The organism is Mycobacterium sp. NGS49, assembly GCF_059812565.1.
In genome coordinates this window covers 1-26,048 of record NZ_JCALCX010000002.1, presented here as the reverse complement: position 1 = coordinate 26,048, position 26,048 = coordinate 1, and the positions used below count along the sequence as shown (strand labels likewise).

Here is a 26,048-nt window from a genome sequence, read left to right as displayed (position 1 = left end):
AGCGATGAGGAGGAGCGGCGCTTGTGACTGGCGTGATCGGCACCGACCTTGGTCTGACCCCGGGGTTGAACAACAAGCAACGGCTGACCAAGAACGACGGGGTGCCCACGACGGATCACCCACAGAAGGGCAAGGACTTCACCAGCGACCAGGAGGTGCGCTGGTGCCCGGGCTGTGGCGACTACGTCATTCTCAACACCATCCGCAACTTCCTGCCTGAACTGGGGCTGCGCCGCGAGAACATCGTGTTCATCAGCGGTATCGGTTGTTCGAGCCGGTTTCCGTACTACCTGGAGACCTACGGCTTCCACTCGATCCACGGACGCGCGCCGGCCATCGCCACCGGCCTGGCGCTGGCGCGCGAGGACCTGTCGGTCTGGGTGGTGACCGGCGACGGCGACGCATTGTCGATCGGTGGCAATCACCTCATCCACGCTCTGCGGCGCAACGTCAACATCACCATCTTGTTGTTCAACAACCGGATCTACGGCCTCACCAAGGGCCAGTACTCGCCGACGTCAGAGGTCGGTAAGGTCACCAAGTCGACGCCGATGGGGTCTTTGGACCACCCGTTCAACCCGGTGTCGCTGGCGCTGGGCGCCGAGGCGACCTTCGTCGGCCGCGCGTTGGATTCCGACCGTGCCGGACTGAGCGAGGTGCTACGGGCCGCGGCGCAACATCGTGGTGCCGCACTGGTCGAGATCATGCAGGACTGCCCGATTTTCAACGACGGCTCGTTCGACGTGCTGCGGAAGGAGGGCTCCGAGGAGCGGGTGATCAACGTCCGCCACGGGGAACCCATCGTGTTCGGCGTCAACGGCGAATACTGCGTGGTGAAGTCCGGATTCGGTCTCGACGTGGCCAAGACCGCCGATGTGGCTCAAGAAGAGATCGTGGTGCACGACGCCCACGCCGACGATTCCGCGTACGCCTTCGCCTTATCGCGGTTGTCGGACCAGAACCTCGAGCACATGGTGATGGGTATCTTCCGCGATATTCGCCGGCCCACCTACGACGACGCGGCCCGCTCGCAGGTCGAGGCCGCTCAGGAGTCGGCTCCGTCGGACGAAGCCGCGCTGCAATCATTGCTCCGTGGACGCGATACCTGGACCGTGGACTGAGGTGACATCTCAAGTGGCAGAAGAAGTTTCACTGGCAGGCGTAATCGTCGCCGGCGGCGAATCGCGCCGGATGGGCCGTGACAAGGCGACCCTGCCGCTACCCGGTGGAACGGGCACGATGGTGGAGCGCGTGGTTGACGTTGTCTCACAACGTTGTTCGCCGGTGTATGTGATGGCTGCGCCCGGACAACCGTTGCCTGTGCTGCCGGTGCCGGTCCTGCGCGACGAGGAGCGCGGGCTGGGGCCGCTGCCGGCTACCGGGCGCGGACTGCGGGCCGCCGCCGCGGCCGGGGCGCGTTACGCGTTCGTCGCCGCCGTCGACATGCCTTCCCTGACAGTCGATTTGATCGACGAGCTGGTTCGCCTCGCCGTCGAGACCAACGCCGAGGTGGTAATGCCGTGGGACGGCCGCAGTCATTACCTGGCCGCGGTCTACCGCACCGATCTCGCCGACCGCATCGACGCCTTGGTGGCCGGGGGCGCGCGCAGAATGAGCGACCTGATCGACGCGTCGGACTCCCAGCAGATCGTGCTGACCGACTCTGAAGCGCTGACCAACGTCAATACGGTGGCTGACCTGCGGACGCCGGTGCGCCCGGGCCGCTGATCGGCCCATCTGCTTGCGCGGCAAGCTGTTCGACCCGTAGCTGAGGTCGGCACCCGCCGTTTCCGTGGCGGCGGGCTCAAACCGACACGTCGGGCATTGCGGCTGTGGCCTGGTGTCCCGCAATAAGAAATCTCACATCAACGCGATTGCGCGGCCCGGCAGAGGCGCCCGCAAGCACTGCTGCGGTGCAAAGCGTCGCCACGCAAAGAATTGCGGATTGTGTGCCAAATCACCTTTCGACGTTATCTTTCCGTGTTGTTGGTCGTGCGTCGTATAGCAGAATTCGGTGGTCCAACTCACAATTTGTGAGTGATTCGGCTCACGAAAACGTCGCAGGGGCAACATATTCTGGCACGGCTGCAATAGTCGTTTGACCTGCGCCGACCATTCCTTAGCCGCGTCGTGATCGGCTCGTTATCTGCCCGGTATACCCGTTCGGCCAAGGTGACGAATCCAAATCGTTATCGTACGGTCCTTCTAGCCCGAAAATGGGCAGCAAAAAGTAACAAGAAAAATTGAATAAAAACGGACCCGCGTGTGAGCGGAGTGGGAGACGGCCTCCGATATGGCAGCCGCCCCGCAGGCGTCGGCAAGCAGCCGCGCCGGGCAGATCATGGCCTCCGCTGTCGTGCCGAAACGAGACGGCACGCCCTGAAGCGTTCTCAGCGTCCTTGACGCAGCAAGCAACACCCCAACCCGCCTCGGTGGGCTGTCTTCAGCGCGCGCGCAACGAAAGGAAGACTTTTGAAGAACGTCCGCAAGACGCTCATTGTCGCCGCGATCACCGGGACCCTCGTGACGGTGCCGACCACCGGCATCGCTCATGCGGATGTCGCTGGCGTGGACCCCAATGTCGCCCCAGGCTTCGACCCGGGCCTGCCGGCTCCTGACGCGCCGCCGGCCCCGGAGTTCGTGGGCTTCGACCCGGGCCTGCCGGCCCCTGACGCCCCGCCTGTCGACGCGCCGCCGGTTGCGGAGCCCGCCGGCTTCGACCCCAACCCGCCGGCCCCTGACGCCCCGCCGGTCGACGTTGCTCCCGCACCCGCGCCGGTCAAGACCTACAGCGTGAACTGGGACGCGATCGCGCAGTGCGAGTCCGGTGGCAACTGGGGGATCAGCACCGGCAACGGCTACTCCGGTGGCCTGCAGTTCACCGCCAGCACCTGGCGTGCAAACGGCGGCTCGGGCTCGGCAGCCGGCGCCAGCCGTGAGGAGCAGATCCGCGTCGCCGAGAACGTGCTGCATTCGCAGGGCATCGGCGCGTGGCCGGTTTGCGGCCGCCGCGGCTGATCGGCTGAGAACCAGATAACGGTAACGTGAAGCGAATGCCGGGCCTTCGGGCCCGGCATTCGTCGTCTCAAGCGCGGTCGGTGTCTCCGGCGCCCGGCAGTACGAACGCCGCCCGCCCCGCCACCGACCCCACGTGCCGGGTGAACACGGCGTCAGGGATCAGCGCGCTCGCGCGACTTAGAGCGGCGCTGAAGAATGCCGGACGCAGGTTGATGAAACGGCCGAGCATCGCCGATTCACGAACCACCGCTGAGGTTCGTGACCGGCGGAACTCGGCGAACCTGGCGAAGGCCGTCGGCAGATCTGGGCAGCGTTCGACGAACGCCCGCAAGATCGCAGCATCCTCCAGGCCCTGGCAGCCGCCCTGGCCGAGGTGCGGACGCATCGGGTGGGCCGCGTCACCGACGACGACCACGGGCCCCCGGGCCCAACAACGGCCCGGCTCGCGGTCGTAGAGGTCGTTGCGCAAGACGTCGTCGGGGGCCGTCGCGGCCAGCATGTCGGGAATCGGTTCCGGCCAGTTGCCCAGCTTGTTCCGCAGGTAGGGCAGATCAGCGCCGGTCTCCGAGCCGCCCTCCGGTGCGCGTTCAGCGGTGTACCAATACGTAAGGCCGGGCCCGCACGGGATGTGGCCGGTCTCCACCCCGGGACCCAGCGTCGCGCCCGCAAGTTCGGGATCCATCGCACAACCGGCTATCCCACGCCACGCGGTATAGCCGGCATAGCGATAGCGCAACGGACCGTTGAGGTGGCGGGTCAACATCGAACCGATGCCGTCGGCGCCGATCACGGCGTCGGCGTACCGCATGGTCCCGTCCGACAGCGTGATCCGGACTCCGTCACCGTCGACGGCCAGCTTCACCGCCGCCACACCGTATTCGATCGCGGTGTCGCCTACCGCGGCGGCCAGGATGTCGCGCAGGGCCGCGCGTCGCACTGCCACCAGCGGCTCCCCGAGGGCACCGATCAAAGACTCGGTTGCCGGACGGCGCAACCAGGACCCGTCGCGCCAGCGCAACGCGACGGCGGCGACGCGGGCCCCCGCGGCGCGCACCTCATCGCCCTGCCCCAGCTCGTCCAGGGCGGCCAGTGCGTTGGGCCAGATGCTGATGGCCGCACCGGGCGTAGTGTCGGTGCGCTCCTCGATGACGCTCACGTCGTGATCCCGCCGCAACGCCCCTGCACAGGCCAGCCCGGCGATGCCCGCTCCGACGACAACGATTCGTTGCGTCATCCCGCGAAAGTTACCCCGGGCGACGCAGACCGTTCAAGGTCCGGCTGCCTCACGAGGCGCTGGGAAGTCCAGGGTAGCGTCGGGCGGGTGACCGAGACGCCACGCGAATTCGACATCATCCTCTATGGGGCAACTGGCTTTGTGGGCAAGCTGACCGCCGAATACCTGGCCCGGGCCGGGGGAGACGCGCGGATTGCGTTGGCCGGCCGATCCACCGATCGCCTGGAGGCGGTCCGCAAGACGTTGGCGCCTGCCGCACAGGCGTGGCCGCTGATCGCCGCCGACGCCACCTCCGAGTCGTCGCTGCACGAGATGGCCGCCCGTGCCCGGGTCGTCGTGACCACGGTGGGTCCGTACACCCGCTACGGGTTGCCTCTGGTGGCCGCGTGCGCGGCCGCCGGCACCGACTACGCCGACCTGACCGGCGAGGTGAACTTCGTGCGCGACAGCATCGACCTCTATCACAAGCAGGCCGCGGACAACGGCGCCCGGATCGTGCACTCCTGCGGCTTTGACTCCGTCCCCTCGGACCTGACCGTCTATGCGCTGTTCCGCGCTGCGCTCGAGGACGGGGCGGGCGAGCTGGGTGAGACCAATTTTGTGGTGCGGTCGATGCGGGGCGGCGCATCCGGAGGCACAATCGCCTCGGTGGTGGAGATCATGCGCACCGCCTCGAGTGACCCCGACGTACGCCGCCAGCTGGCCGATCCGTACTCGCTGAGCACCGACCGCGGCGCGGAGCCCGAATTGGGCGCGCAACCCGACCTCACCTTGCGTAGCGGTGGGCGGATCGCCCCCGAACTCGCCGGCTCGTGGACGGCGGCTTTTCCGATGGCGCCGGCCAACACCAGAATTGTGCGACGTAGCAATGCCCTACTGAACTGGGCCTACGGGCGCAACTTCCGTTACACCGAAACCATGAGCGTGGGCTCGTCGCCGCTGGCGCCGGTCGCGTCGGCGGTGATGACCGGGTTCTCCAATGCCTTCTTCGCCGCCGGCAGTCGCGTCATGAATCGATTGCCACGCAACGCGGTGGAACGCGTCCTGCCCAAATCGGGCAGCGGTCCCAGCGAGAAAACCCGCGAGCGGGGTTACTACAAGGTGGAGACGTACACCACCACCACCTCGGGCGCCCGTTACCGCGCGCGGATGGAACAGCGCGGCGACCCCGGTTACAAGGCCACCTCGGTGATCCTCGGGGAGTGCGGTCTTGCCCTGGCGAAAGACCGCGACAAGCTCTCCGGCCTGCACGGTGTGTTGACCCCGGCGGCGGCGATGGGTGACGCGTTGCTGGCGCGATTCCCACACGCAGGTATCGAGTTGCGGACTGAGCGGTTAAATTGACGCGCTAGTTGAAATCCGGCTGACCGTAGGGTGTCGCACCAGATCAGCTGCGTCTAGTGTCGTAACTGCTCGTCTGCTCCCGGCAACGAAGGTGGATCACGATGGCCGATCTCAACGATCTTTATGCGCAGATTCCCACCTCGGACATCGCGTCGAAGCTGGGGGCGGACCAGGGCGAAGTCGACAAAGCGGTGCACACCCTGGTGCCGGTGCTGCTCAGCGGCTTGCAGCACAATTCGCAGGATCCTGAGCACGCCAGCAAGATCGAGGATGCCGCCAGCGGTCACGCCGCGCGTGGGCTGCTGGACGCCGGCGGCGGCGTGGACCACGTCAACGAGGAGGACGGGCACCAGGCGGTCGCGACGCTCTTCGGCGGCAAGGACACCAATGAAGTCGCCGCCGCACTGGCCGGCGGCGGTGCCGGCAACAGCGACCTGCTCAAGCAGTTGTTGCCTATCGTGCTGCCGATTGTGTTGGCGTACATCGGAAAACAGCTCAATCCCGGTTCCGCCCAGACCCCCGAATCGCAGCAACGCAGCTCCGGCGGCGGACTCGGCGACATCCTGGGCAGCATCCTGGGCGGTGGCAACGACAAGTCCCTCGGCGGCATTCTCGGCAGTGTGCTGGGTGGTAAGGGCGGTGGCCTCGGCGACATTCTCGGCGGGCTGCTGGGCGGCAAGAAATAACCGCCGCCACAACAAGATTGCGCTGAGCGCGAGGCTGGTCGGGCCGCATCGCGATGGATTTCAAGGTCCGGTAAACGACAGGTATGGAGAGGAAAACTCATGTCCGACAGGCTCACCGAAGGTCAGAAGCTGGTACGGGGAGAATCGCTGGTGTCCAACAACGGCGCGTACTCCTTGACCCTGCAGGACGACGGCAACCTCGTGCTGGCCGTCTGGGGTAAGCCGATCTGGGCCAGCGCCACCAACGGCCAGGACGTGGTGCGCGCCGAGGTTCAGACCGACGGCAACTTTGTGCTGTACACCGCCGACAAGCCGGTGTGGCACAGCGACACCAAGGGCAAGAAGCAGGTCCAGCTCGTCCTGCAGGACGACCGCAACCTGGTGCTGTACGCCGCAGACGGGCCGGCCTGGTCCACCAAGACCGAAACCGACGCCCCGCCGCCACCCAACCCCCAGGCTGAAGCCGCCGCAGACGACCTTGACGACAAGGGGATCTCGCAGGGTGAACCGGCGCCGGCGGAGAACGCCGTTGCCGAACCGTCGGCCGAGCCGGCAGCCGAAGCCCCGCCGGCCGCGCCCGAACCCGCCGCGCGCACCTACACCGTCGAGTCCGGGGACACCCTGTGGGCCATCTCGGAGCGGTTCTACGGCGACGGCAGCAAGTATCAGGTCATCGCCGATGCCAGCGGGATTCCGAATCCCGACCTGATCTATCCCGGCCAGGTGCTCACCATTCCGTAATCGCGGCCGGCCAATCCGCTGACCTGCGGATTCAGGCCCTGACGCGGGGCGCGGGCGGCGGTTCCTAGAATTGACCGGTGACCGCCAGCCCCCGCCCCGCCGATGACCAGCTGCCCAAGTCCTGGGATCCGGCCGCGATGGAGGGCGCGATCTATCAGAAGTGGCTGGATGCCGGTTACTTCACCGCGGACCCTGACAGCACCAGGCCGGCCTACTGCATCGTGCTTCCGCCGCCCAATGTGACCGGCAGCCTGCACATGGGTCATGCGCTGGAACACACCATGATGGACGCGCTGACCCGGCGTAAGCGCATGCAGGGCTATGAGGTGCTGTGGCAGCCGGGGATGGATCACGCCGGCATCGCCACGCAGAGTGTGGTGGAGAAGCAGCTGGCGGTCGACGGCAAGACCAAAGAGGACTTCGGCCGAGAGCTGTTTGTCGACAAGGTCTGGGACTGGAAGCGTGAGTCCGGCGGCGCCATCGGTGGCCAGATGCGCCGCCTGGGCGACGGAGTTGATTGGAGCCGCGACCGCTTCACCATGGACGAGGGCCTGTCGCGGGCCGTAAGAACGATTTTCAAGCGCCTCTACGACGACGGATTGATCTACCAGGCCGAGCGGTTGGTCAACTGGTCACCGGTGCTCGAGACGGCGATCTCCGACCTCGAGGTGAACTACCAGGACACCGAAGGCGAGCTGGTCTCGTTCCGGTACGGATCACTCGACGACTCACAACCCCACATCGTGGTCGCGACCACCCGGGTGGAGACCATGCTGGGCGACACCGCCATCGCGGTCCACCCCGACGACGACCGCTACCGCCACCTGGTCGGCAACTGGTTGCCGCATCCGTTCGTGGACCGCGAGATGATCGTCGTCGCAGACGAGCACGTCGACCCCGAATTCGGCACCGGCGCAGTCAAAGTCACACCCGCGCACGATCCGAACGACTTCGAGATCGGGATGCGCCACCAGCTGCCGATGCCCTCGATCATGGACACCAAGGGCCGGATCGCCGGTACCGGAACGCAATTCGACGGCATGGACCGGTTCGAGGCGCGCGTCAAGGTGCGTGAAGCGCTTGCCGCACAGGGCCGGATCGTCGAAGAGAAGCGACCCTATCTGCACAGCGTCGGGCACTCCGAACGAAGCGGGGAGCCCATCGAGCCGCGGCTGTCCCTGCAGTGGTGGGTCCGGGTGGAGTCGATGGCCAAGGCCGCCGGTGACGCGGTCCGCAACGGCGACACCGTGATCCACCCGGCCAGCCTGGAGCCGCGCTGGTTCGCCTGGGTGGACGACATGCACGACTGGTGCATCTCACGCCAGCTGTGGTGGGGTCACCGCATTCCGATCTGGTACGGGCCCAACGGTGAGATGGTGTGCGTCGGTCCCGATGACACGCCGCCGGAGGGTTGGGTGCAGGACAGCGACGTGCTGGACACCTGGTTCTCCTCGGCGTTGTGGCCGTTCTCCACCCTGGGCTGGCCGTCCAAGACCTCGGCGCTGGAAAAGTTCTATCCGACAAGCGTTCTGGTCACCGGCTACGACATCCTGTTCTTCTGGGTGGCCCGGATGATGATGTTCGGCACCTACGTCGGAGGTGACGACGCCATCACCCTCGACGGCCGCCGCGGCCCGCAGGTGCCGTTCACCGACGTGTTCCTGCACGGGCTGATCCGCGACGAATTCGGCCGCAAGATGAGCAAGTCCAAGGGCAACGTCATCGACCCACTGGAGTGGATGGACACTTTCGGGGCCGATGCTCTGCGATTCACCCTGGCCCGCGGTGCCAGTCCCGGGGGTGACCTGGCCATCGGCGAGGACGCCGTGCGGGCATCGCGCAACTTCGGCACCAAGCTGTTCAACGCCACCCGGTACGCGCTCATGAACGGCGCCGCCTTGGCCCCGCTGCCTCCGTTGCAGCAGCTGACCGATGCGGACCGGTGGATACTCGGCCGGCTGGAAGAGGTTCGCGCCGAGGTGGACGCGGCCCTGGACAGCTACGAGTTCAGCCGCGCCTGCGAAGCGCTCTACCACTTCGCCTGGGACGAGTTCTGCGACTGGTATGTGGAAGTCGCGAAGACCCAACTTGCGCAGGGTATTTCGGACACCACCGCGGTCCTGGCCGCCAGCCTGGACACGCTGCTGCGCCTGTTGCACCCGGTGATCCCGTTCATCACCGAAGCACTGTGGCAGGCGCTCACCGGGCAAGAATCCCTGGTGGTCGCCGAGTGGCCGAAGCCCTCCGGTATCGCGCCCGACCCGGTTGCCGCACAACGGATCGCCGACATGCAGAAGCTGGTCACCGAGGTGCGCAGGTTCCGCAGCGATCAGGGCCTGGCCGACCGGCAGAAGGTGCCGGCCCGGCTGGTCGGTGTCGGCGATGCCGATCTGGCCAACCAGGTGCATGCGGTGACTTCGCTGGCGTGGCTGACCGCCCCCGGCGACGATTTCCGCGCGTCGGCCTCGGTCGAGGTCCGGTTGAGCACGGCCACGGTCACCGTGGAGCTCGACACCTCGGGCACCATCGATGTGGCCGCCGAACGACGGCGCCTGGAGAAGGACCTGGCCGCAGCGCAAAAGGAACTGGCATCCACCGCAGCCAAGCTCGGCAACGCCGATTTCCTGGCCAAGGCGCCGGCAGCCGTCGTCGACAAGATCCGCGCCCGCCGGCAGGTCGCACAGCAGGAGACCGACCGGATCGCCGCTAAATTAGCTGCGCTGCAATGACTTTCGAATCGCAGGACTGGCAGTCGGGTACCCGCCTGGCTCCCACGCCGGACGAGATCGCGGCCCTGCTGCAGGTCGAACACCTCCTGGACCAGCGCTGGCCGGAGACCCGAATCGAGCCGAGTCTGACCCGGATCAGCGCACTGATGGATCTGCTGGGCTCCCCGCAACTGAGCTATCCGTCGATCCATATCGCCGGCACCAACGGCAAGACGTCGGTGGCGCGGATGGTCGACGCGCTGATCACCGCGTTGCAGCAGCGCACCGGCCGAACCACCAGCCCGCACCTGCAGTCGGCGGTCGAGCGCATCTCCATCGACGGCGAGCCGATCACGCCGGCGCGGTATGTGGACGTCTACCGGGAGATCGAGCCCTTCGTCCACATGGTCGACCAGCGGTCGCAGGCCGACGGGGGACCGGCGATGAGCAAGTTCGAAGTCCTCACCGCGATGGCGTTCGCGGCGTTCGCGGATGCGCCGGTCGACGTCGCGGTCGTCGAGGTCGGCATGGGCGGCAGTTGGGACGCCACCAACGTGCTCAACGCGCCGGTGGCCGTCATCACCCCGGTAAGCCTCGACCATGTCGAATATCTCGGTGGTGACATAGCGAGCATCGCCGGCGAGAAGGCCGGCATCATCACCCGGGCCCCCGAGGGCGCGCCGGACACCGTCGCGGTGATCGGGCGTCAGGTTCCCGAGGCGATGGACGTGCTGCTCGCCCAGGCGGTGCGCGCCGACGCCGCGGTCGCCCGGCAGGACTCGGAGTTCGCGGTGATCGACCGGCAGGTGGCAATTGGCGGACAGCTGCTGCAGCTGCAGGGCCTCGGTGGCGTGTATTCGGACATCTACCTACCGCTGCACGGCGAACATCAGGCGCACAACGCGGCGCTGGCACTGGCGGCGGTGGAGGCTTTCTTCGGTGCCGGGGCGCAGCGTCAGTTGGATGCGGACGCGGTCCGGGCCGGTTTCGCCGCCGTGACCAGTCCCGGGCGGTTGGAGCGGATGCGCAGCGCACCCACGGTGTTCATCGACGCCGCGCACAATCCCGCAGGTGCGGCCGCGCTGGCCCGCACCCTGGCCGACGAGTTCGACTTCCGGCGGCTGGTGGGGGTGGTCGCGGTGTTGGCCGACAAGGATGTCGACGGCATCCTCGCCGCACTGGAACCGGTGTTCGATCACGTGGTCGTCACCCACAACGGGTCGCCCCGCGCGCTGGACGTCGAAACGTTGGCCATGGCGGCGCAGGAGCGGTTCGGGCCCGACCGGGTGATCCCCGCCGATAACCTGCGTGACGCCATCGACGCCGCGACCGCCCTGGTCGACGCGGCCGATCAGGAAGGTGAAATGTTCTCCGGTACAGGCATTGTCATCACCGGCTCGGTCGTCACCGCCGGTGCCGCGCGGACTTTGTTCGGGCGTGATCCGCAATGACGGACGACGCACAGCCGCCGCCCGACCCGTGGAAGAGCTTCGCCGGGGTGATGGCCGGCACGCTGATCCTCGAGGTGATCGTGGTGCTGCTGGCGATACCGGTGGTGGGGGTCGTCGGGGGCGGCTTCAGCGCCTTATCGCTCGGATATCTGATCGGGTTCGCCGTGCTGTTGGTCATGCTGACCGGGTTGCAGCGCCGGCCGTGGGCCATCTGGGTCAACCTCGGCGCGCAACTGCTGCTCATCGCCGGCTTCCTGGTGTATCCGGCCGTGGGTTTCATGGGTCTGATTTTCGCCGCGGTGTGGGGGCTGATCGCCTATCTGCGCGCCGAGGTTCGCCGGCGCCAGGAACGCTGGCAACCGCCGTCGTCCTGAGGTGCTCGCCGAGCCTGCGGCCAGGGCTGGTGAAACGCGCCGGGCGCAGCCGTGGCTGCAGTATCGATGCCCCCATCGCAGGCTCACCTGAGTGATCCCGGCTTGGGTATAGCTCCCCGGCCCTCTACTCTTGTGCACCGTGACCGAACGGACCCTGGTATTGATCAAGCCCGACGGTGTGGAGCGCCAATTGATTGGCGAGATTCTCGGCCGCATCGAGCGCAAAGGCCTCACCATCGCGGCGCTGGAGCTCAGGACTGTCGGTGAGGAGCTGGCTCGGCGCCATTACGCCGAACACGACGGCAAGCCCTTCTTCGGTTCGCTGCTGGAGTTCATCACCTCCGGACCGGTGGTGGCGGCCGTCGTGGTGGGACCGCGCGCGATTGCCGCGTTCCGGCAACTCGCCGGCGGTACCGACCCGGTGGAGAAGGCCACGCCCGGCACCATTCGCGGCGATTTCGGCCTCGAGACGCAGTTCAACCTGGTGCACGGATCCGATTCCCCCGAATCGGCCCAGCGCGAGATCGAACTCTGGTTTCCCGGCATCTGACCGGGCCGCGCCGAAGGGGAGCGTGACCCGCGGAAGTGATGTGGGATACTGGCTGCGGGTGAACGTCGCCGAACTGACGTCGGACACCCGAATGAAGACTTGGACAAGCGCGACCATCGCCAGTACGCGGTGCGGCGCAGCATGTCGAGCCGTCATTCAGTACGGCACCGAGTGGGTTCACCATGGGCTGCTCGGGGCGAGACCATCACAAGTCCGGGAGTAAGTGACCCGGACCCATAGCGAAGCCCTCGCGTGGCCGCGTCGATAGGACGACGCGCCCGGGGGCTTGAGGAGAATACGTGGTAGACGGTGCCCCATCTTCAGACGCAGCAAACGAGCCGAACGAGCGTGAGGACCTGCCCGAGCGCCTGAGAGTCCATTCGCTGGCCCGGACGCTCGGAACCACCAGCAGGCGGGTGCTGGACGCGCTGGCCGCACTCGACGGCCGCATTCGCAGCGCACACTCCAGCGTCGATCACGTCGACGCGGTCCGGGTACGCGACCTGCTGGCCGGTGAGCCGGAGACGTCGGACATCGCCTCGGACAACCCGGTGGCGGTCGAAGAGGAAGCGCCGGCTGAGCCCGAGTCCCGGCTGATGCTGGAGACGGCGGAGATCCGCGAGACCCAGGAGACGCGGGTTGAGCGCCCCCATTACATGCCGCTGTTCGTCGCGCCCCAGCTGCCCGAGCGGGTCGAAGCCGACGACGAGCTTGATGGTGATCGTGCCGCCGACGATTCCGACTACGGCGATGGCCCTGATGGTCAGGGCGCCGGCGCAGACGACGACGATGACCAGTCGGACCGGCCGGCCAACAAGCGGCGTCGCCGAGGGCGTCGTGGTCGTGGTCGCGGCCGCGGTGAACAGAACGGGGCCGAGGGCGAGAACCAGGCCGGCGACACCCCAGGCGACCAGGGCGGTGCCGAGGATTCGGACGACGGCCAGGATTCCGACGACCTCGACGACAGCGACAATGGCGACGAGGACAACGGTTCCGGTGAAGGTGCCACCCGCCGGCGCCGCCGCCGCAGACGACGCAAGTCCGGCGCGGCAGAGGATAACGACGACAGCCCGGCACCCGACGATCCGCCCAACACGGTCGTGCACGAACGCGCGCCGCGCAGTGGCGGGAAATCCGACGACGACTCCGGTCCCGGCGAGATCAAGGGAATCGACGGCTCTACGCGGCTGGAAGCCAAACGCCAGCGCCGCCGGGACGGGCGTGACGCCGGCCGACGCCGCCCACCGGTCCTCACCGAGGCCGAATTCCTGGCGCGGCGGGAGGCCGTCGAGCGGGTGATGGTGGTGCGCGACCGGGTGCGCACCGAGCCCCCGCACCCCGGCGCCCGCTACACCCAGATCGCGGTGCTGGAAGACGGCATCGTGGTCGAACACTTCGTGACCTCGGCGGCGTCGGCGTCGCTGGTCGGCAACGTCTACCTCGGCATCGTGCAGAACGTGCTGCCGTCCATGGAGGCCGCGTTCGTCGATATCGGCCGTGGCCGCAACGGCGTTCTCTACGCCGGTGAGGTGAATTGGGAGGCCGCCGGCCTGGGCGGCGCCGACCGCAAGATCGAGCAGGCGCTCAAACCCGGCGACTACGTCGTCGTGCAGGTGAGCAAGGATCCAGTCGGCCACAAGGGTGCCCGGCTGACCACGCAGGTGTCGCTGGCCGGCCGGTACCTGGTTTACGTGCCCGGTGCGTCGTCGACCGGCATCAGCCGCAAACTGCCCGACACCGAACGCCAGCGGCTCAAAGAGATCCTTCGCGAGGTGGTGCCCTCGGACGCGGGCGTCATCATCCGGACCGCATCCGAAGGCGTCAAAGAGGAAGACATCCGTGGCGATGTCACCCGACTGCAGGAACGCTGGAACCAGATCGACGCCAAAGCCGCCGAGACGAAGCGGAAGGCCGCCGGCGCCGCGGTGGCGCTGTACGAAGAGCCCGACGTGCTGGTCAAGGTGATCCGGGACCTGTTCAACGAGGACTTCTCCGGGCTGATCGTGTCCGGTGACGACGCCTGGACCACGATCAACGAGTACGTGAATTCCGTTGCGCCCGATCTGGTTTCGAAGCTCACCAAGTACGAGCCCCCCGGCCAGGAGGGTCAGCCCGGCCCCGATGTGTTCGCGGTGCACCGCATCGACGAGCAACTGGCCAAGGCCATGGACCGCAAGGTATGGCTGCCGTCGGGCGGGACGCTGGTCATCGACCGGACCGAAGCGATGACGGTGGTCGACGTCAACACCGGCAAGTTCACCGGCTCGGGCGGCAACCTGGAGCAGACCGTCACCAAGAACAATCTCGAGGCGGCCGAGGAGATCGTGCGTCAACTACGGTTGCGTGACATCGGCGGCATCGTGGTCATCGACTTCATCGACATGGTGCTCGAATCCAACCGTGACCTGGTGCTGCGCCGCCTCACCGAGGCGCTGGCCCGCGACCGCACCCGCCACCAGGTGTCCGAGGTCACCTCGCTGGGCCTGGTGCAGTTGACGCGCAAGCGACTGGGGACCGGCCTGATCGAGGCGTTCTCGTCATCGTGTCCGCACTGCCTGGGTCGCGGAATCCTGATGCATGCCGACCCCGTGGACTCGGCGCCGGCCGCCGGGCGCAAGTCCGACTCCGGTGGACGGCGCAACCGGCGCTCGAAGAAGCCCCGAACCGAGGAGTCCAACGACAAAGCAGTCGTGGCGAAGGTCCCCACGCATGCCCCGGGCGAGCACCCGATGTTCAAGGCGATGGCCGCCTCGTCGCGCGACGACGACGAAACCGATGAGGAATTGATCGCCGAAAACGGCGACGAGGCCGAAGCCCTGGTTGCGCCGGAGAGCGATGACGCCGCCGGCGAGTTCGACGCCGAAGACACCGAGGACGTCGACGAAGAGGAAGACGAAACCGACGAGGACGAGGACACCGACGAACTCGACGACGAAGATCTTGTCGACGACGACGACGACGACGAGGACGACGACGAGGACGTGGATGAACTCGACGATGACGAGGACCTCGACGACGAAGACGATGACGACACCGACGAACTCGACGACAGCGACGACGAGGACGAGGACGACGGCGACGATGAGGACGACGGCGACGATGAAGCGGATGCCGTCATCGAGGTCCCGGCCATGGTGATCGCCGAGGTTTCGGCCCCGCCACGGCGCCGCCGCGCGGCCGGCCGGCCTGCCGGGCCGCCGAGCCATGCTGACTGAGACACCAGGGGCCGGTTTGACCCTTTAGGTGCTGGCCACGTACCCTTGGACAGTTGTCGTCAGGGCTCTTTCGCTGATGTGACCGACGACAGCGGGTCAGTAACGAGCCCGCACCCCAGACCACCACCCGCGCCGGGGTTACCACGCGCGCGAGTGCACGCAGACAGACGACGGATGAAGAGGCAGGAGCATCGATGGCGACCTACGCAATCGTCAAGACCGGCGGTAAGCAGTACAAGGTTGCCGTCGGCGACGTGGTCAAGGTCGAGAAGCTGGAGTCCGAGCCCGGCGCGAACGTGTCGCTGCCGGTCGCGCTCGTAGTCGACGGGGCCAAGGTCACCACCGACGCTCAGGCGCTGGCCAAGGTCGCCGTCACCGGCGAGGTGCTCGAGCACACCAAGGGCCCGAAGATCCGGATCCACAAGTTCAAGAACAAGACCGGCTACCACAAGCGGCAGGGACACCGTCAGCAGCTGACGGTCCTGAAGGTCACCGGAATCAAGTAGCGGGAGGCGACAACCATGGCACACAAGAAGGGCGCTTCCAGCTCGCGTAACGGTCGCGATTCCGCGGCGCAGCGGCTCGGCGTCAAGCGCTTCGGCGGTCAGGTCGTCCAGGCCGGCGAGATCCTGGTCCGTCAGCGTGGCACCAAATTCCACCCGGGCGTCAACGTCGGTCGCGGTGGCGACGACACACTGTTCGCCAAGGCGGCCGGTGCAGTCCGGTTCGGTGTCAAAGGCGGCCGCAAGACCGTCAACATCGTCGCAGCCGGGCAGACCGCCGACTGACGGTAACGGGCGGGCGGCTGATGCCGCGCACCCGTTGACCGATTAAGGGGAAGCCCGATGCCTCGATTCGTCGATCGGGTGGTCATTCACACACGAGCGGGCGCCGGCGGCAATGGCTGCGCCTCGGTGCACCGCGAGAAATTCAAGCCGCTGGGCGGTCCCGACGGCGGTAACGGCGGGCGCGGCGGCAGCATCATCTTCGTCGTCGACCCGCAGGTGCACACCCTGCTCGACTTCCATTTCCGGCCGCACGTCACCGCACCGTCCGGCAAGCAGGGGATGGGCAACAACCGCGATGGCGCTGCCGGTGCAGACCTGGAAGTCAAGGTGCCCGACGGTACCGTGGTCCTCGACGCGAATGGTCGCCTCCTAGCCGACCTGGTCGGCGCCGGCACCCGCTTCGAGGCCGCCGCCGGGGGCCGTGGCGGGCTGGGCAACGCCGCACTGGCCTCGCGTGCCCGCAAGGCTCCCGGCTTCGCGCTGCTCGGGGAGCCGGGACAGGAGCGCGACCTCACGCTCGAACTCAAGACCGTCGCCGACGCCGGCCTGGTCGGGTTTCCGTCGGCCGGAAAGTCGTCGCTGGTGTCGGTCATCTCGGCGGCCAAACCGAAAATCGCCGATTATCCGTTCACCACGCTGGTTCCCAACCTGGGTGTGGTCTCGGCCGGCGAGCACGCCTTCACCGTCGCCGACGTGCCCGGTCTGATCCCAGGGGCATCCGAAGGACGGGGCCTGGGACTGGACTTCTTGCGGCACATCGAGCGCTGCGCGGTGCTGGTCCACGTGGTCGACTGCGCCACCGCCGAACCCGGACGCGACCCGATCTCCGACATCGACGCGCTGGAAGCCGAACTCGCGGCCTACACGCCCACGTTGCAGGGTGATGCGGTGCTGGGCGACCTGGCCGAGCGGCCACGGGCGGTGGTGCTCAACAAGATCGACGTGCCGGAGGCGCGGGAGCTCGCCGAGTTTGTCCGCGACGAGGTCGCCGAGCGCGGCTGGCCGGTGTTCCTGGTGTCGACGGTGACGCGGGAGGGGTTGCAGCCGTTGATCTTCGGCCTCTTGCGGATGGTGTCGGAGTACAACGCCGCGCGCCCGCCGGTGGTGCCGCGCCGCCCGGTGATTCGCCCGGTGCCGGTGGACGAGAGCGGATTCACCGTGGAGCCCGACGGGGAGGGCGGCTTCGTGGTCACCGGTACGCGACCCGAGCGATGGGTGGGGCAGACCAACTTCGACAACGACGAGGCGGTCGGCTATCTCGCCGACCGGTTGGCCCGCCTTGGCGTGGAGGACGAACTGCTGCGACAGGGCGCTCACGCGGGTTGCGCGGTCACCATCGGTGACATGACGTTCGACTGGGAGCCGCAAACGCCCGCGGGTGGCCAGGTTCCGTTGACGGGCCGGGGCACCGACGCGCGGCTGGAGCGCAATGACCGGGTGGGTGCCGCCGAGCGGAAGGCCTCCCGGCGACAACGCCGCGAACGCGATGGCCAATGATGACCAGTCAGTACCGCGAGCGCATCCGGACCGCGCGCAGCATCGTCGTCAAGGTCGGCACCACCGCCCTCACCACCGAATCGGGCATGTTCGACGCCGGCCGGCTGGCCGCTTTGGCCGATGCTATCGAGGCGCGGATGAAGGCGGGATCGGACGTCGTCATCGTCTCTTCGGGTGCCATCGCTGCGGGACTGGAGCCCCTCGGATTAGCGCGTAAGCCAAAGGATCTGGCCACCAAACAAGCCGCCGCCAGCGTCGGGCAGGTTGCCTTGGTGAATTCGTGGAGTGCGGCTTTCGCCCGGTACGGCCGCACGGTGGGCCAGGTGCTGCTGACCGCGCACGACATCGCGATGCGGGTGCAGCACAACAATGCCCAACGCACGTTGCACCGGTTGCGGGCGCTGCGTGCGGTGGCGATCGTGAACGAGAACGACACGGTGGCCACCAACGAGATCCGGTTCGGCGACAATGACCGGCTGTCGGCATTGGTGGCGCACCTCGTCGGTGCGGACGCCTTGGTGCTGCTGTCCGACATCGACGGCCTCTACGACTGCGACCCGCGAAAATCCAAGGACGCCAGATTCATTCCCGAGGTCACGGGGCCGGCGGATCTGGACGGCGTGGTCGCCGGTCAGAGCAGTCACCTGGGCACCGGCGGCATGGCCTCGAAGATGTCGTCGGCGCTGCTGGCCGCCGACGCCGGGGTGCCGGTCTTGCTGGCGCCGGCGTCCGATGCCGCCACCGCGCTCACCGACGCTTCGGTGGGCACGGTATTCGCCCCCCGGGCCGAACGCATGTCGGCGCGCCGGTTCTGGGTCCGCTATGCCGCCGAGGCCACCGGCTCCCTGGCGCTGGACGCAGGTGCGGTTCGCGCCGTCATCAAGCAGCGCCGCTCGCTGCTGCCAGCGGGCATCACGGCGGTGTCCGGGACGTTCTTCGGCGGCGACGTGGTGGAACTGTGCGGACCGGACGCAACGGTGGTCGCCCGGGGCGTCGTCGCCTATGACGCGAGCGAGCTGACCGCGATCATGGGTCGCTCCACCTCGGAGCTGCCCGGGGAGCTACGCCGTCCTGCGGTGCATGCCGACGATCTGGTGGCCGTCTAGGATTCCTGTGCCGACTTGAGATACAGTGCGGCCCAGATTATTTCGACCAGTGTGTCGGTGAGCGCAGCGTCGTAATCCGGCGGTTGCATCGGCAGGTTCAGCTGGCAGGCCCGTTCCACCATCAGGGTCAGCGCACTGGCGGTGGCCGCCGCGGGTATTGCGGCCCGGATGGAGCCGTCGGCCTGGCCGCCGTCGATGACGCGGTGGACCCGCTGCGAGATCGCGGTCAGCAGGTCGCGATAGGTCTGGGCCGTCGCCGCGTCGTAGCCGGCCATCTCGCTCAGCGCGATCAGCACCGGTTGGTGGCGGCGGTAGCTGGCGACGATGCCGGCGATGGCCGCCCTGAGGTCGTCGGGGTCGCGCCGTTCGGCCACGCCCCACCAACGTTCGCCGGCCGCGGCGAGATCGTCGAACACCGCGGCGGCCAGTCGGCGCAGCAGGTGCCCTTTGTCCTCAAAGTAGATGTAGAAGCTGGCCCGGGAGATCCCGGCCTCGCCGGCCAGACGATCGACGCTGAGTTCGGTGAAGCTGGCACCCTCGCCCATCAACCGCTCGGTGGCATCGAGCAGGCGGCTCTCCATGTGCTCCCGCCGCTGCTGGCGACCTTGGCGGCCCTGCGGTTTCCGGGTGACCGACGGCATTCGCCGAGCATAACCGACGTAAGTACATCTTGACTAGACAATATGTCTAGCCATAGAGTCAGGTGGGTCAGCCGGGGTGCCGAGGAGGAATCAGATGACAGCGACGCGCGAGAGCGGCCGTACCTACGACGCGATCGACCTGTCCTCGCCGGAGTTCTGGTCGACCACCGCGCAGGACCGGGAACGCTCATTCGCGGTGCTGCGTGCCGAGCGACCGGTGAGCTGGCATTCTCCGGTGAAAGACACCCTGATGGACGACCCCGACGACCCCGGGTACTGGGCGGTCACCCGCCGCTCCGACATCGTCACGGTGAGTCGCAACAACGACGTCTTCCGGTCCGGCAAGGGGGTGATGTTCGCCAGCATCCCCGAAGAACTGCTCGAAGCTTCCCAGTCGTTCCTGGCGATGGACCCACCCCGGCACACCAAGCTGCGCAAACTGGTCAGCGCGGCGTTCACGCCCAGGCAGGTCCGGCGCATCGAGCAATCCATCCAGGCCAATGCGAAGGCCGTCGTGCAGGAGTTGCAGCAAGCCGGCAGCGGTGCCGATTTCGTCGAATACTGCGCCAAGGAGCTGCCCATCCGGACCCTGTCGGACATGGTGGGGATTCCGGAATCCGAGCGGCAGCGGGTGGCGCACGCTGCCGACGCGCTGGTTTCCTGGGCGGATCCGGAGTACCTGGACGGACGCGAACCGCTGCAGGTGGTGTTCGAGAACCAGGTGTACCTGCACCAGGTTGCCGGCGAACTGGCCGCCCAGCGCCGGGAGAACCCGGGCGAGGACCTGTTCAGCGCCCTGGTGAATGCCGAGGTGGACGGCGACCGGCTCGCCGATGCGGACGTGGCGGCGTTCTTCGTGCTGTTGGCCGTGGCCGGCAACGACACTACCCGCCAGACCGCCAGTCACGCGCTGAAGGCGCTCACCGACTTTCCCAACGAAAGAGTTTGGTTGCAAGCGGCCTTCGATGATCGCATCGGAACCTCGGTCGAGGAGTTCATTCGGTGGGCGACCCCGGTGATGACCTTCCGTCGAACCGCCGCAACGGATTTCGAACTTGGCGGCCAGCACATTCAGGCAGGCGACAAGGTGGTGATGTTCTACGCGTCCGGCAACCGGGACCACGAGGCGTTCGACGAACCCGGTCGTTTCGACCTGAGCCGCAGCCCGAATCCGCACCTCGGCTTCGGCGGCGGGGGCGTACACTTCTGCCTCGGCGCTCACGTCGCCCGGGCCCAGCTGCGCGCCCTTTTCGGCGAACTGCTCGCCCAGCTGCCCGACATTCAGGCGGGTGAACCGGTGTACGTGCCGGGCAATTTCATCCATGCGATCCGCAGCATGCCCTGCACTTTCTGACGGCCCGGGTCAAAAGGACTACAGTCGCGAACGCTCGTGGCGCACTGTGCGCCGGTCGTGTTTAGAAATCGTTGAGGATCGACAGAGGATCCGCACAGGCGCCTCCGAAAAGCTCTTCGTATCAGCGAAGTAGCCAGAACCGGAGACAATCATGTGGGCTTTGACAACATCTCACGGCATGCGGGTCGACGGCATCGAGCGAGAGCAGGACGCCCGGCAGGCCGTGTACATGCTGGGCCACCCGCGCATCATCGGCCCGTACTCGTGGCAGGTGGTGGACAACCGCGGACGGCAGTTCGTCGCCGAGGTCAGAAGGGCGCGTTGAGCTTTCAGCCGTTCTGGCCGGAGGCGCCGGTGCCACCGGCGGTGCCGTCGGAGCCCGGGTTGCCCCCGGTCGTTGAGCCAAGCCCGCCGGCGCCCGCCAGGCCGAAGGTTCCGCCGCCCCCGCCGCTTCCGCCGGCGCCGCCCTGTGCGGGACCGCCACTGGCGCCGCCCTGACCCAGCAGGAACCCGCCCGAACCACCGACGCCGCTGGTACCACTGAGTCCGCCGTTGCCGCCGGTACCTCCCGTGCCACCGTCGCCGCCGTCGCCGCCGTCGCCGCCGTTGCCGGTACCGGTGGCATTACCGTCACCCCCGCCACCCGCGTCGCCGCCGGCGCCGCCGACACCGCCGGTACCTCCGGACCCGCCCATACCGGCGTTACCGCCGTGACCACCGTTGCCGATCAATCCGGCGGCGCCGCCCGTTCCACCCGCGCCTCCGGCGCCCCCGGTGCCCCCCGTACCGCCGGTGCCACCTTCACCACCGCTGCCGCCGGCACCACCCCGTGCCTCGAAAACGGGACCGGCGGCGTCGCCGCCACTGCCCGCAACGGCACCGGCGCCGCCGACCGCGCCGGTGCCTCCCATTCCGCCGGTGCCGCCGGATCCACCGCTACCACCGTTGCCGATCAGGAAACCGCCACGACCGCCGTTGCCGCCGGCGCCTCCGACGCCGCCTACGCCACCAGACGCACCAGAGCCGCCGTCACCGCCAGAACCGCCGTTACCCCCGGTGGTCAACACCAGAGCAGCAGCTTTGGTGATCGCCGATCCGCCCTGGCCGCCGGCGCCACCGGATCCACCGAACGCGATCCCCACTGTCCCGTCGCCGCCGGAACCCGCGGTGGCAGAACCGAACTCGGCGGCGGCTTCGCCACCATCACCGCCTGCCCCGCCGATGCCGCCGACACCGCCGTTGCCGCCGTTGCCGGCGGTCGCGTTCCCGGTGCCCGCGGCGGAGGCCTTGCCGCCCGCGCCGCCGGTGCCGCCAACGGCGGCAAAGGCACCGTCCGCGCCGCCTTGCCCGCTGGTGGCAATGGCTTCCCCGGCGCTCGTCACGCTGACGCCCTGCGTCCCGGTGGCAGCCTGGCCGTTGATCGGGGGGTTGACGCCGTTGGCGCCGGCCACCCCAGTCCCACCTTGGCCACCGGCGCCACCGTTGCCGAACAGCAACGCATTGCCGCCGCTACCGCCGGTCGCGCCGGTCCCGCCCATCCCGCCGGCGCCGCCATCGCCGAACAGCAAGCCGCCGTTGCCGCCGTTTCCACCAACCGCTCCGGCGCCGCCCGTGCCGCCGCTGCCGCCGCTGCCGAGCAACCCGGCGCTGCCACCGTTCCCGCCCGCCTGGCCTGCGACGCCGTTTCCGCCGTTGCCGCCATTGCCGAACAGCAACCCACCGGCGCCGCCGGACTGCCCTGGCCCGCCATTGGCGCCGTTACCGATCAGCGGGCGCCCCAACAGCGCTTCGGTGGGCGCATTCACCACCCGCAGCACACCCTGTTCCACAGCCTGCAACGGCGAAGCGTTGGCGGCTTCAGCACTGGCATATGTTGCGCCTGCCTGACTCAGCAGGGTAGTAAATTCGGCGTGAAATGCCGACATCTGGCCGGCGAGCGCCTGATAGGAACGCCCATGCTGGGAAAACAGCGCCGATATCGCCGCGGACACCTCGTCGGCGCCGGCCGCCAACACGCGTGTGGTCGGCGCCGCGGCGGAATTGGCTACCGCCAGGGCCGTCCCGATACCTTCCAAATTGGCTGCCGCTGAGGCCAATAGCTGTGGAACTGCCGCCATGTACGACATCGCGCTCCTTGCGTTGATAGCCCCCCGCGAGGGGTTGATCTTAACCTCGACCGGGCGCGGATGGGGGGTGTGCACAGGATCTGTGGCGCAAGTGATTTGGATTTCAAATTTTGCATGACGCGTTCTGGATCGACGGGTGCCAAGCGATGCGGCTCACTCGGTGGCCGACGCCGGAACAGGCCCGATCAACTCGGCGGACAGCAGCGTCAGCATCTCCGAACAACCGCCGTCGACTTTCACCGTGGCCAGGTCGTCACCGCGGGTGCGGCCCCGGTTGACGATCGCTACCGGCAGACCGTGGGAGGCGGCGTGGCGCACGAAGCGATAGCCGGAGAAAACCGTCAGCGACGAGCCGGCCACCAGCAGCGCCTCGGCCTGATCGACCAGTGCATATGCCTGATCCACAACATCTTTGGCAACGGTCTCGCCGAAGTAGACGATGTCGGGCTTGAGCATGCCGGCGCAGTTTGGGCAGTCGACGTAGCGGAACGAGGCGGTATCGTCGACGACGGCGTCCGCGTCCGGGGCCACCGCAAGACCGCCTACGGCTTCGGAGCGCTCGATGAATCCCGGGTTGAGCGCCTCGAGTTGTTCGGCCAGCGCGGCGCGACTCATGCGGTAGCCGCAATTCAGGCAGGTCACCTGGGCGTAGGTGCCGTGCAGGTTGACGACATTGGCGCTGCCGGCTTTGGTGTGCAGCAGGTCGACGTTCTGGGTGATCACCCCACTCACCACTCCGGCTCGTTCCAGCGTGGCCAGCGCCCGGTGCCCCGCGTTGGGCCGGGTGTTGTCCATGTGCCGCCAGCCGAGGTGGTTGCGCGCCCAGTAACGCTGCCGGAATTCCGCGTCGGAGGTGAACTGGCGAATCGTCATCGGGTTGCTGGGCGGGGAGTCAGGTCCGCGGTAATCGGGTATGCCCGAGTCCGTGGAAAGACCCGCGCCCGTCAACACCGCTACCCGGCGACCGGATAGCAACGCGATGAGCTCGGGGGATTCCACTCCACCGAGCCTAAGCACTAGTACGCACCCCGTCACGCGACCTCGAGGTCGGGAATGCGAAAGTAACGCGAGAATGGAGGACGATGAGCTTCTACTCCGCATACCAGCACGGGTTCGTGCGCGTGGCCGCGTGCACGCACCACACCTCGATCGGCGACCCGGCCGCTAATGCGGCGTCGGTTCTGGGGTTGGCACGCCAGTGTCACGACGACGGCGCGGCCCTGGCGGTTTTTCCGGAACTGACCCTGTGCGGATATTCGATCGACGACATCCTGCTGCAGGATGCCTTGCTCGACGCGGTGGAAGAGGCACTGCACGAGGTGGTGACCGCGTCCGCCGACCTGTTACCGGTGCTGGTGGTCGGCGCCCCGCTGCGGCATCTGCACCGGATCTACAACACCGCGGTGGTCATCCATCGCGGGTCAGTGCTCGGCGTGGTGCCCAAGTCGTACCTGCCGACTTACCGGGAGTTCTACGAGTACCGCCAGATCGCGCCGGGAGACGGCGAGCGTGGCACCATCCGGATCGGCGACAGCGACGTTGCGTTCGGCCCCGACCTGTTGTTCACCGCATCGGATCTGCCGGATTTCGTGCTGCACGTCGAGATCTGCGAGGACATGTTCGTGCCGGTGCCGCCCAGCGCGGAGGCTGCCCTGGCGGGCGCGACCGTCCTGGCGAACCTCTCCGGCAGCCCGATCACCATCGGTCGGGCCGAGGACCGCTGCCTGCTGGCCCGTTCGGCGTCCGCACGGTGTCTGGCCGCTTACGTTTACGCCGCTGCGGGGCCGGGGGAGTCGACGACCGACCTGGCCTGGGACGGCCAGACGATGATCTGGGAGAACGGCACTCAACTGGCCTGCTCGGAGCGCTTCCCCGAAGGTGAGCGCCGTTCGGTAGCCGACGTCGACACCGGGTTGCTGCGTTCCGAGCGGTTGCGGATGGGCACGTTCGACGACAACCGCCGCCACCACCGGGCAGCAACGGACTCCTTCCGCCGCATCGAATTTCGCGTCGACCCCCCTGGGGGTGATATCGGCCTGCTGCGCAATATCGAACGGTTCCCGTTCGTGCCGGCCAATCGCGAACGGCTGGAACAGGATTGCTACGAGGCCTACAACATCCAGGTCGCCGGCCTCGAGCAGCGGCTGCGGGCGCTGGACTATCCGAAGGTGATCATCGGCGTGTCTGGTGGGCTGGACTCGACGCACGCGTTGATCGTCGCGGCCAAGGCCATGGACCGGGAGGGCCGGCCGCGTAGCGACATCCTCGGTTTCACCCTGCCGGGTTTCGCCACCGGCGACCACACCAAGAACAACGCCATCAAGTTGGGTGAGGCACTGGGCATCACCTTCGAAGAGATCGACATCCGCGAGACCGCCAAGCGGATGTTCGAGGAGATCGGGCATCCATTCGCCCGCGGCGAGAAGGTCTACGACGTCACCTTCGAGAATGTGCAGGCCGGCCTGCGTACCGACTACCTCTTCCGGCTGGCGAACCAGCGCGGCGGCATCGTGCTCGGTACGGGGGATTTGTCCGAACTTGCGCTGGGATGGTCCACGTACGGTGTCGGCGACCAGATGTCGCACTACAACGTCAACGGCGGTGTGCCCAAAACGCTCATTCAGCACTTGATCAGGTGGGTCATCTCGTCCGGCCAGTTCGAGAGCAATGTCACCGATGTGCTGCAGTCGGTGGTGGACACCGAGATCACCCCGGAGCTGGTCCCCGCCGGTGAGGAAGAGGAGCTGCAGAGCAGCGAGGCCAAGGTCGGCCCGTATGCGCTGCAAGACTTTTCACTGTTTCAGGTGTTGCGTCATGGGTTCCGGCCGTCCAAGATCGCCTTCCTTGCCCTGCATGCGTGGAGTGACCCGGACCGCGGCGAGTGGCCGCCGGGCTTTCCCGAAGGCAACCGGCCGTCCTATTCGCTCGGCGAGATCCGGCATTGGCTAAGCGTCTTCGTGCAGCGTTTCTACTCATTCAGCCAGTTCAAGCGTTCGGCTCTGCCGAACGGCCCCAAGGTTTCTCACGGTGGTTCGCTCTCGCCGCGCGGCGATTGGCGTGCACCGTCGGATATGTCCGCGCGAATCTGGCTCGATGAGATCGAGCGTGAGGTGCCCGAAGGCTGAGTGGCATTCGGGAGTCAATCGGGGTCGTCTTTATCTTCGTTGGGGTCGGGTGCGAACAGTTTCTCCGGGTGGTGGAAGGTGTTGATGCGG

22 protein-coding genes are annotated in these 26,048 nt (G+C 67.5%); 18 read left to right on the top strand and 4 right to left on the bottom strand.

What is annotated here, in order from left to right:
- Nucleotides 1–23 precede the first annotated feature (23 nt).
- From AC5Y7D_RS02150 to AC5Y7D_RS02140, 3 genes are all read left to right on the top strand, one after another.
- The gene (locus AC5Y7D_RS02150) at nt 24–1,121 is read left to right on the top strand and encodes a 2-oxoacid:ferredoxin oxidoreductase subunit beta (protein WP_499921029.1); all 1,098 of its coding nucleotides are present in this window, start codon (nt 24–26) and stop codon (nt 1,119–1,121) included.
- A gap of 1 nt (nt 1,122) precedes the next feature.
- Nucleotides 1,123–1,728 carry a molybdenum cofactor guanylyltransferase gene (gene mobA, locus AC5Y7D_RS02145; RefSeq protein WP_499921027.1) on the top strand — a complete coding sequence of 202 codons (606 nt, stop codon included), beginning with the start codon at nt 1,123–1,125 and terminating at the stop codon, nt 1,726–1,728.
- Between the two features lie 744 nt (nt 1,729–2,472).
- Nucleotides 2,473–3,018: a transglycosylase family protein gene (locus tag AC5Y7D_RS02140; protein WP_499921025.1), complete on the top strand. Its 546-nt coding sequence runs from the start codon at nt 2,473–2,475 to the stop codon at nt 3,016–3,018.
- A 67-nt stretch (nt 3,019–3,085) separates the two neighbouring features.
- Here the strand turns inward: AC5Y7D_RS02140 and AC5Y7D_RS02135 are convergent, their stop codons facing one another.
- The gene (locus AC5Y7D_RS02135; RefSeq protein WP_499921023.1) at nt 3,086–4,252 is read right to left on the bottom strand and encodes an FAD-dependent monooxygenase; all 1,167 of its coding nucleotides are present in this window, start codon (nt 4,250–4,252) and stop codon (nt 3,086–3,088) included.
- A gap of 87 nt (nt 4,253–4,339) precedes the next feature.
- Between AC5Y7D_RS02135 and AC5Y7D_RS02130 the strand changes: the two genes are divergently transcribed.
- The 12 genes from AC5Y7D_RS02130 (at nt 4,340) to proB (ending at nt 18,712) form a co-directional block, all read left to right on the top strand.
- Entirely contained in the window at nt 4,340–5,596 is a 1,257-nt protein-coding gene (locus tag AC5Y7D_RS02130; RefSeq protein WP_499921021.1) for a saccharopine dehydrogenase family protein, read from the top strand.
- A 101-nt stretch (nt 5,597–5,697) separates the two neighbouring features.
- Nucleotides 5,698–6,282, top strand: a complete 585-nt coding sequence (locus AC5Y7D_RS02125) for a DUF937 domain-containing protein (protein WP_499921019.1) — start codon at nt 5,698–5,700, stop codon at nt 6,280–6,282.
- Nucleotides 6,283–6,381: 99 nt separating this feature from the next.
- Nucleotides 6,382–7,023, top strand: coding sequence for a LysM peptidoglycan-binding domain-containing protein (locus tag AC5Y7D_RS02120; protein ID WP_499921017.1), 642 nt, complete (start codon nt 6,382–6,384; stop codon nt 7,021–7,023).
- 77 nt (nt 7,024–7,100) lie between these two features.
- On the top strand, nt 7,101–9,752 hold the full coding sequence (locus tag AC5Y7D_RS02115) for a valine--tRNA ligase (protein WP_499921015.1): 2,652 nt from the start codon (nt 7,101–7,103) through the stop codon (nt 9,750–9,752).
- The gene (gene folC, locus AC5Y7D_RS02110) at nt 9,749–11,182 is read left to right on the top strand and encodes a bifunctional tetrahydrofolate synthase/dihydrofolate synthase (RefSeq protein ID WP_499921013.1); all 1,434 of its coding nucleotides are present in this window, start codon (nt 9,749–9,751) and stop codon (nt 11,180–11,182) included. Before AC5Y7D_RS02115 ends, folC begins: the two co-directional genes overlap by 4 nt.
- Complete coding sequence (locus AC5Y7D_RS02105) at nt 11,179–11,556, top strand: DUF4233 domain-containing protein (protein WP_499921011.1); 378 nt, start codon at nt 11,179–11,181, stop codon at nt 11,554–11,556. The genes folC and AC5Y7D_RS02105 overlap by 4 nt, the downstream gene beginning before the upstream one ends.
- A gap of 139 nt (nt 11,557–11,695) precedes the next feature.
- On the top strand, nt 11,696–12,106 hold the full coding sequence (gene ndk / locus AC5Y7D_RS02100; protein WP_499921009.1) for a nucleoside-diphosphate kinase: 411 nt from the start codon (nt 11,696–11,698) through the stop codon (nt 12,104–12,106).
- Nucleotides 12,107–12,405: 299 nt separating this feature from the next.
- On the top strand, nt 12,406–15,321 hold the full coding sequence (gene rne / locus AC5Y7D_RS02095; protein WP_499921007.1) for a ribonuclease E: 2,916 nt from the start codon (nt 12,406–12,408) through the stop codon (nt 15,319–15,321).
- A 194-nt stretch (nt 15,322–15,515) separates the two neighbouring features.
- On the top strand, nt 15,516–15,827 hold the full coding sequence (rplU, locus tag AC5Y7D_RS02090) for a 50S ribosomal protein L21 (RefSeq protein WP_499921005.1): 312 nt from the start codon (nt 15,516–15,518) through the stop codon (nt 15,825–15,827).
- A gap of 15 nt (nt 15,828–15,842) precedes the next feature.
- Nucleotides 15,843–16,109 carry a 50S ribosomal protein L27 gene (rpmA, locus tag AC5Y7D_RS02085; RefSeq protein ID WP_499921003.1) on the top strand — a complete coding sequence of 89 codons (267 nt, stop codon included), beginning with the start codon at nt 15,843–15,845 and terminating at the stop codon, nt 16,107–16,109.
- A gap of 57 nt (nt 16,110–16,166) precedes the next feature.
- Nucleotides 16,167–17,606, top strand: coding sequence for a GTPase ObgE (gene obgE, locus AC5Y7D_RS02080; protein ID WP_499921001.1), 1,440 nt, complete (start codon nt 16,167–16,169; stop codon nt 17,604–17,606).
- Nucleotides 17,606–18,712: a glutamate 5-kinase gene (gene proB / locus AC5Y7D_RS02075; RefSeq protein WP_499921684.1), complete on the top strand. Its 1,107-nt coding sequence runs from the start codon at nt 17,606–17,608 to the stop codon at nt 18,710–18,712. Before obgE ends, proB begins: the two co-directional genes overlap by 1 nt.
- Here proB and AC5Y7D_RS02070 read toward each other — a convergent pair.
- A complete protein-coding gene (locus AC5Y7D_RS02070) occupies nt 18,709–19,353 on the bottom strand; it encodes a TetR/AcrR family transcriptional regulator (RefSeq protein WP_499920999.1) in 645 nt (214 codons plus the stop codon). The genes proB and AC5Y7D_RS02070 overlap by 4 nt on opposite strands.
- 94 nt (nt 19,354–19,447) lie before the next feature.
- On the opposite strand from AC5Y7D_RS02070, the gene AC5Y7D_RS02065 reads away from it, so the two are divergent.
- Both AC5Y7D_RS02065 and AC5Y7D_RS02060 read left to right on the top strand, forming a co-directional pair.
- The gene (locus tag AC5Y7D_RS02065; protein WP_499920997.1) at nt 19,448–20,707 is read left to right on the top strand and encodes a cytochrome P450; all 1,260 of its coding nucleotides are present in this window, start codon (nt 19,448–19,450) and stop codon (nt 20,705–20,707) included.
- 160 nt (nt 20,708–20,867) lie between these two features.
- Nucleotides 20,868–21,032, top strand: coding sequence for a hypothetical protein (locus tag AC5Y7D_RS02060; protein ID WP_499920995.1), 165 nt, complete (start codon nt 20,868–20,870; stop codon nt 21,030–21,032).
- A 4-nt stretch (nt 21,033–21,036) separates the two neighbouring features.
- On the opposite strand, the gene AC5Y7D_RS02055 is transcribed toward AC5Y7D_RS02060, so the two are convergent.
- Nucleotides 21,037–22,833 carry a PE family protein gene (locus AC5Y7D_RS02055; protein WP_499920993.1) on the bottom strand — a complete coding sequence of 599 codons (1,797 nt, stop codon included), beginning with the start codon at nt 22,831–22,833 and terminating at the stop codon, nt 21,037–21,039.
- Nucleotides 22,834–22,986: 153 nt separating this feature from the next.
- Nucleotides 22,987–23,832, bottom strand: coding sequence for an NAD-dependent protein deacetylase (locus tag AC5Y7D_RS02050; RefSeq protein WP_499920991.1), 846 nt, complete (start codon nt 23,830–23,832; stop codon nt 22,987–22,989).
- Nucleotides 23,833–23,915: 83 nt separating this feature from the next.
- Between AC5Y7D_RS02050 and AC5Y7D_RS02045 the strand changes: the two genes are divergently transcribed.
- On the top strand, nt 23,916–25,958 hold the full coding sequence (locus AC5Y7D_RS02045; RefSeq protein ID WP_499920989.1) for an NAD(+) synthase: 2,043 nt from the start codon (nt 23,916–23,918) through the stop codon (nt 25,956–25,958).
- The last annotated feature ends 90 nt before the right edge of the window (nt 25,959–26,048 follow it).

What these genes read in the sequence shown, in the direction of transcription:
- proB (WP_499921684.1), top strand. Translation starts at nt 17,606, where the DNA reads ATGACCAGTCAGTACCGCGAGCGCATCCGGACCGCGCGCAGCATCGTC.
- rpmA (WP_499921003.1), top strand. Translation starts at nt 15,843, where the DNA reads ATGGCACACAAGAAGGGCGCTTCCAGCTCGCGTAACGGTCGCGATTCC.
- folC (WP_499921013.1), top strand. Translation starts at nt 9,749, where the DNA reads ATGACTTTCGAATCGCAGGACTGGCAGTCGGGTACCCGCCTGGCTCCC.
- AC5Y7D_RS02045 (WP_499920989.1), top strand. Translation starts at nt 23,916, where the DNA reads ATGAGCTTCTACTCCGCATACCAGCACGGGTTCGTGCGCGTGGCCGCG.
- AC5Y7D_RS02125 (WP_499921019.1), top strand. Translation starts at nt 5,698, where the DNA reads ATGGCCGATCTCAACGATCTTTATGCGCAGATTCCCACCTCGGACATC.
- AC5Y7D_RS02055 (WP_499920993.1), bottom strand. Translation starts at nt 22,833, where the DNA reads ATGTCGTACATGGCGGCAGTTCCACAGCTATTGGCCTCAGCGGCAGCC.
- AC5Y7D_RS02070 (WP_499920999.1), bottom strand. Translation starts at nt 19,353, where the DNA reads ATGCCGTCGGTCACCCGGAAACCGCAGGGCCGCCAAGGTCGCCAGCAG.
- AC5Y7D_RS02065 (WP_499920997.1), top strand. Translation starts at nt 19,448, where the DNA reads ATGACAGCGACGCGCGAGAGCGGCCGTACCTACGACGCGATCGACCTG.
- obgE (WP_499921001.1), top strand. Translation starts at nt 16,167, where the DNA reads ATGCCTCGATTCGTCGATCGGGTGGTCATTCACACACGAGCGGGCGCC.
- AC5Y7D_RS02135 (WP_499921023.1), bottom strand. Translation starts at nt 4,252, where the DNA reads ATGACGCAACGAATCGTTGTCGTCGGAGCGGGCATCGCCGGGCTGGCC.
- AC5Y7D_RS02105 (WP_499921011.1), top strand. Translation starts at nt 11,179, where the DNA reads ATGACGGACGACGCACAGCCGCCGCCCGACCCGTGGAAGAGCTTCGCC.
- AC5Y7D_RS02120 (WP_499921017.1), top strand. Translation starts at nt 6,382, where the DNA reads ATGTCCGACAGGCTCACCGAAGGTCAGAAGCTGGTACGGGGAGAATCG.
- rplU (WP_499921005.1), top strand. Translation starts at nt 15,516, where the DNA reads ATGGCGACCTACGCAATCGTCAAGACCGGCGGTAAGCAGTACAAGGTT.